This is a genomic window from Curtobacterium sp. 458, assembly GCF_030406605.1.
In the GTDB taxonomy this organism is placed as follows: Bacteria; Actinomycetota; Actinomycetes; order Actinomycetales; family Microbacteriaceae; genus Curtobacterium.
Genome location: NZ_CP129104.1, coordinates 3,008,855 through 3,015,001 on the forward strand (window position 1 = coordinate 3,008,855; position 6,147 = coordinate 3,015,001).

A 6,147-nucleotide genomic window follows, 5' to 3' on the forward strand; every position below is an offset into this window, starting at 1 on the left:
TGAGGACGCAGCCCGAGTCGTGGTGGGATGGTCTCGTGACCCTGTACCGCGAACGACTCTGGGCCCCGCCGGCGCTCTACCTGGCGACGGCCCTCGTGATCCCCGCCAGCCTGCTCGTCTTCCTCCCCATCAGCGTGCTCGCCGGGGTGCTCGTGGCGATCGGGATGGAGATCGGGGTGCTCGTGCTCCTCTGGGCGCTCGCCCCGACGGTCGAGGTCACGGAGACCGAGTTCCGTGCCGGCCGGGCACACCTGCCGCGGGAGCTCGTCGGTGAGGTCGAGGGCTTCACCGGCGCCGACGCCACTGCTCAGCGCGGACCGCAGCTCGACGCCCGTGCCTGGACGCTCTTCCGCGGCTACGTCCGGGGCGTCGTCAAGGTCGAGGTCCGCGACGAGGCCGACCCGACCCCCTACTGGCTGGTGAGCGTCCGTCGTCCGGACGAGGTGGTGGCGGCGCTCCGCGCCTGACCCGCGATCTGACGGACGGGAGGCTCGTGGCGGGCCCGCCACGGGCCTCCCGTCCGTCTGCTCGTCGCGCCGGGCGCGGCGCGCACGCGCTGGTCGCACGCCGCAGGCCGCCAGCCGCCAGCCGCCAGCCGCACGAGACTCGGCGTGGCGGACGACGCTCGTGCGCACGAGCACGAGACTCGTCCGCCTGCACGAGACTCGGCATCGGCGCCACGAGACTCGGCAGCCGCGCCGCGAGGCCGGACACGCAGGAGACCCCGCCACCGGAGGGTGACGGGGTCTCGAGGATCGCGTGCTTACAGTGCGGCGCACTCCGCGCACACCGGGCCGAGCTTCGACTCGTGGTCGAGCTGCGAGCGGTGCTTCACGAGGAAGCACTCGACGCAGGTGAACTCGTCGACCTGGGGCGGGAGGACGACGACGTCGAGGTCGACGTCGGAGAGGTCCTGACCGGCGAGCTCGAACGAGCCCGGGTTGTCGGAATCATCGTCGACGACGCCCGACATCTTGTCGGGGACGCGCTCCTTCAGAGCCTCGATCGACTCCGAGTCCGAGGAGTCGTCGGTCTTCCGGGGGGCGTCGTAATCGGTGGCCATGCCCATCCATTTCTCGTATCGAGAGGTCGTCGCCGGTGATCGGCGGCGACAGTTTGCACCACGACCCGCCGGAGTGCAAACCGAACGTCCCGGCGGTTCGTTCTGGCGCTGCAACCCGCCGTCGACCCCCGCCATTCCCGCACTGTCCGGAGCCGTGGACCGCACCTCGCGGCACGCCGTGCGCCTCCCCGGGATCGGGGTCCGCGCGCTGCATACTCACGGGGTACGACGCACGACCGTACGCACGCATCGGAAGGCGGAACCATGCAGGACCTGAGAGTCATCGGAGTGGAGTCGGGCGCACTCCTGCTCGCGACGGACGGCGGCACGGAGTACCGGCTGCCCGTCACCTCGTCCCTCCCGGGCCAGGTCCGGCAGGCGAACCCCGAGGGCGGACCGCAGAAGCGCGTGTCACCGAAGGACGTGCAGGCGCGCATCCGCGGTGGTGCCGACGCCGCCGACGTCGCGGCCGCGCTCGACGTCGACGTCGACTACGTCCGCCGCTTCGAGGGCCCGGTGCTCGCCGAGCGCGCGTTCATCCTCGACGCCGCCCGCCGCGTGTCCGTGACCCCGGTCGACGACGAGGCGCCCGACACCTTCGGTGAGGCGATCACCGCCAAGCTCGAGGCCGGCGAGGCGTCGAGCGTGCAGTGGGCGTCGTGGAAGCACGTCGACACCGGCTGGCAGGTCCGCGTCCGCTACGCCGTCGACGAGGTCGAGCACGACGCACAGTGGCGCTTCGACCCGAAGACCTCGACGCTCGTGCCCGACAACGGCGACGCGCACAGGCTCTCGCACACCGACGACGAGGGCATCGCGCCCCGCCTCCGCGCGGTCGAGTTCGAGCACGAGGACGCCGACGGCACCCGCTTCGACTCCGGCGCCTTCCGGGTCGAGTCCGCCGACGAGGAGCTCACGAACCCCGAGGTCGCCGAGCGTGCCCCGCTCCGCGCCCCGCTCCCGCGCATCGGCGCGGCCGCTCCCGAGGAGCGCGCTCCCGGCAACGAGACCGCCGACCTGCTCGAGGCCCTCCGTCGCCGCCGGGGTGAGCGTGAGGCCGCGTCGTTCACGGAGCACCAGGAGGAGCCCCGCCGGACCTCGATCAGCGTCGTCGACGTGCCGCTGCACGGCTTCGAGGACTCGTCGGACACCGCCCCGCAGCCCGATGCACGTCCGTCGTCGGCCCCGGAACCCGAGGCGCGCGACCGGAAGAAGCGGAGCCGCCGTTCGATGCCGAGCTGGGACGAGATCGTCTTCGGCACGCGCCCGGAGGACCCCGCCTGATCCCCGCCCTGGAGGCACGGCCCGGCCCCGTCACGCACCGCGCGTGACGGGGCCGGTCCCGTCCAGGGCATCCGCGGGCGGCCGCGTTCGGTCGCGTCGTCAGCCGGCGAAGGCGCCGGCGAGGCGGAGCGGGACGAAGGTCTCCTCGTCGGTCATCGCGCCGTGCTGCCCGAGCATGCGCTTCGGGACCTCCCCGGGACGGAGTGCCCGGTCGTCGTTGAACGCCCACGAGCCGCGGGCCACGAGCACGACGTCGCCGATGCGGTCGACGACCTCGGGTGCCACGACACCGAACCACCCGGCCTCGATCGCCTCGGCACGGGTCGCGACGTACGCCTTCTTCCCGTAGCGGGCCCGGAAGCGGCCGACGAGGTCCCGCACGTCGGTGCCCGGCGCGACGGCGAGCTGCCGGCAGCGCGGGTCTCCGGCGACCCCGACGACGTCCGTCAGCAGCGCCGGGTCCATCGGCAGGTTCGCGTGCTCCGGGACGTCGAGCACGCCGTGGTCGGCCGTCACGACGACCCCCACGTCCGGGCGGAGCGCACGGTCGAAGCGGGCGAGCTCGCCGTCGAGCAGCTCGAGCGCCGCGGTCCACCGGTCGGACTGCCACCCGTGCTTGTGCCCGACCGAGTCGAGCTCGGGCACGTAGAGGTAGACGAGGGAGCGGCCCGTCGCGGTCTCGGCGAGGGCGGCGTCGACGCGCTGCGCGATCGAGTCGGCGGACACGTACCGCGCGCCGCCGAGGACGCTCGCCGTCATGCCCGACGACCGGTACCGCCCGGGGCCGACGACGACCGGGTCGACGCCGAGCGCCGCGGCCTCGGTGAAGAGCGTCGGGCCGAGCAGCCAGTCCGCCGGCACCTCGTCGTCCCACCCACTGAGCAGGTTCATCACGCGCTCGGTGTCCGGGTTCCACCCGCTGTAGCCGACGACCCCGTGCGAACCGGGCGGTCGACCGGTCGTGAGGGTGCTCAGCGCCGCGGCCGTCGTCGTGGGGAACCCGCTCCGCAGCTTCTTCGCGGAGCCGCTCGCGGGCGGGGCGACCAGCCACCGCGCGTGCCCGGCGCGCGCCGAGAGCGCGGCAGAGCCGAGCCCGTCGACCAGCACGACGACCGCCGAGCGGGCGGGGCGGAGGGCGATCCGTGCCTCCAGGCCGAGTGATCGCAACCACGCGTCGTCCGCAGCGCCGAGCGCCACGAGGCAACTCGGGAAGACGTCGGCGAGGTTCGCGGCGGCGTCGGGGGCCGTCGGTACGCTGGTTCCCATTCCCCCCAGTCTCGCAGAAGGGTGCCATGGCACGCACGGAAGCAGTCGGCCTGCCCGACGGTGAACGCATCGAGGACGTCGACGTCTCCGAGGAGATGCAGGGCTCCTTCCTCGAGTACGCGTACTCCGTCATCTACTCCCGGGCGCTCCCCGACGCACGCGACGGCCTCAAGCCCGTGCAGCGCCGCATCCTCTACCAGATGGCCGAGATGGGCCTCCGACCCGACCGCGGGCACGTCAAGAGCGCGCGCGTCACCGGCGAGGTGATGGGCAAGCTGCACCCGCACGGCGACAGCGCCATCTACGACGCCCTCGTCCGCATGGCGCAGCCGTTCACGATGCGGGTGCCGCTCGTCGATGGCCACGGCAACTTCGGCTCCCTCGACGACGGCCCCGCCGCGGCCCGCTACACCGAGGCACGGCTCGCCGAACCCTCGATGGCGATGACCGAGGGCCTGGGTGAGGACGTCGTCGACTTCGTCCCGAACTACGACAACCAGATCATGCAGCCCGGTGTCCTGCCGGCGGCGTTCCCGAACCTCCTCGTCAACGGCGCGTCCGGCATCGCGGTCGGCATGGCCACGAACATGGCGCCGCACAACCTGGGCGAGGTCGTCGAGGCGGCGAAGCACCTCCTCATGAACCCGCAGGCCTCCCTCGAGGAGCTGATGGAGTTCGTACCGGGGCCGGACCTGCCGGGTGGCGGCACGATCGTCGGGCTCTCCGGGGTCCGTGACGCCTACGCCACCGGCCGCGGCTCGTTCCGCACCCGGGCGAAGGTCAGCGTCGAGAACCTCACGCCGCGCAAGGCCGGGCTCATCGTCACCGAGCTCCCCTACCTCGTCGGCCCCGAGCGCGTGATCGAGAAGATCAAGGACGGCGTCCAGTCGAAGAAGCTCGTCGGCATCTCCGACGTGAAGGACCTCACCGACCGCAACCACGGGCTGCGGCTCGTGATCGAGATCAAGTCCGGCTTCAACCCGACCGCCGTGCTCGAGCAGCTCTACAAGCACACCCCCCTCGAGGACGGCTTCGGCATCAACAACGTCGCACTCGTCGACGGCTCGCCGCGGACGCTCGGCCTCCGGGACCTGCTCGACGTCTACGTGCGGCACCGTCTGTCCGTGGTCACGCGACGGTCGGAGTACCGGCTGGCACGGCGTCGTGAACGGCTGCACCTCGTCGAGGGCCTGCTCATCGCGATCCTCGACATCGACGAGGTCATCGAGGTCATCCGGTCCTCCGACGACTCCGAGGCCGCGCGCTCCCGGCTGCAGACCGTGTTCGACCTGTCCGAGGTGCAGGCCGAGTACATCCTCGAACTCCGGCTCCGCCGCCTGACGAAGTTCTCCCGCCTCGAGCTCGAGGGCGAGCGCGACCAGCTCCTCGCCGACATCGCCGCGCTCGAGGAGCTCCTCGGGTCCGACGAGCGGCTCCGCGCGCAGGTGTCGCTCGAGCTCACCGAGGTGTCCGACCGGTTCGCGACGCCACGCCGGACCCTCCTGACCGAGGCCGACGCCCCGGTCCGCGGTGGTCGCAAGGCCGCGGTCGACCCCGAATCACTGCAGATCGCGGACTCGCCGTGCCGGGTGATCCTCTCCACCACCGGGCGGCTCGTCCGCGTCGACATCCCGGACACCGACCTGGGGATCGTGCGGGTGCCGAAGCGCTCGAAGCACGATGCCGTCCGGTCGTCCGTCGTCTCCACCGTCCGTGGTCAGCTCGGCGCGCTGACGTCGACCGGCCGGGTCGTGCGGTTCTCCCCCGTCGACGTCCCCGCGGTGCCGCCGGCGTCCGTCCGGCTCGACGCCGGCGTGCGTGTGTCGGAGTACCTCGGCGTGCCCCGGACCGAGACGGTCGTGGCGCTCCTCGCGCTCACCGGTGAGGACTCCGTCGCGATCGGCACCGCCCAGGGCGTCGTGAAGCGCGTCGTCGCCGGTGCGTGGCCGGACAAGCCCGAGGTCGTCGCGATCGGCCTCAAGCCGGGTGACTCGGTCGTCGGCGCAGTCCAGGCGCCCGAGGACGACGACCTCGTGTTCATCACCTCGAACGCCCAGCTCCTGCGGTTCCCGGCGTCCGGCGTCCGGCCGCAGGGGCTGCCCGCCGGTGGCGTCGCCGGGGTCGCGCTCGCTGCCGGTGCATCGGTCATCTGGTTCGGGTCGGTCCCCCGCTCCGACGACGCCGTGGTGGCAACCGTGTCGACGTCGTCGGCCGCGCTGCCCGGGACGGACAACGGGCGCGCCAAGGTGTCGGCGCTGTCCGAGTTCCCGGCGAAGGGCCGCGCGACCCAGGGCGTCCGGGCGCACGCGTTCCTGAAGGGCGAGGACGGTCTGACCGTGGCGTGGGCGGGCATCGCCCCGCCGCACGCGGTGGGCACGGACGGCGCAGCACGGACCCTGCCCGACTGGCTGTCGAAGCGCGACGGCTCGGGCAGTCCGCTCGACGCCGTCATCGGCACGATCGGTGGGAGCGCGGCCGCGCTCGACGGGACCGCGGGCGAGGCGTAGGCGCGCGGCAGGCGGCGCCGCGCTGCC

Annotated in this window: 5 protein-coding genes; 3 read left to right on the top strand and 2 right to left on the bottom strand. The window is 72.9% G+C overall.

Annotated features, from left to right (window positions below; translation table 11 throughout):
* The first annotated feature begins 35 nt into the window (after positions 1 to 35).
* Positions 36 to 467: a DUF3093 domain-containing protein gene (locus QPJ90_RS14580; protein ID WP_290131889.1), complete on the top strand. Its 432-nt coding sequence runs from the start codon at positions 36 to 38 to the stop codon at positions 465 to 467.
* Between the two features lie 296 nt (positions 468 to 763).
* Here the strand turns inward: QPJ90_RS14580 and QPJ90_RS14585 are convergent, their stop codons facing one another.
* The gene (locus QPJ90_RS14585; protein ID WP_031272446.1) at positions 764 to 1,063 is read right to left on the bottom strand and encodes a DUF4193 domain-containing protein; all 300 of its coding nucleotides are present in this window, start codon (positions 1,061 to 1,063) and stop codon (positions 764 to 766) included.
* Between the two features lie 264 nt (positions 1,064 to 1,327).
* On the opposite strand from QPJ90_RS14585, the gene sepH reads away from it, so the two are divergent.
* Positions 1,328 to 2,347 (top strand): septation protein SepH, encoded by a 1,020-nt coding sequence (gene sepH / locus QPJ90_RS14590; protein ID WP_290131890.1) that lies wholly within the window; start codon positions 1,328 to 1,330, stop codon positions 2,345 to 2,347.
* Positions 2,348 to 2,446: 99 nt separating this feature from the next.
* On the opposite strand, the gene QPJ90_RS14595 is transcribed toward sepH, so the two are convergent.
* Entirely contained in the window at positions 2,447 to 3,613 is a 1,167-nt protein-coding gene (locus tag QPJ90_RS14595; protein ID WP_290131891.1) for a nucleotide pyrophosphatase/phosphodiesterase family protein, read from the bottom strand.
* 26 nt (positions 3,614 to 3,639) lie between these two features.
* On the opposite strand from QPJ90_RS14595, the gene QPJ90_RS14600 reads away from it, so the two are divergent.
* Positions 3,640 to 6,120 carry a DNA topoisomerase IV subunit A gene (locus QPJ90_RS14600; protein WP_290131892.1) on the top strand — a complete coding sequence of 827 codons (2,481 nt, stop codon included), beginning with the start codon at positions 3,640 to 3,642 and terminating at the stop codon, positions 6,118 to 6,120.
* Positions 6,121 to 6,147: the final 27 nt, after the last annotated feature.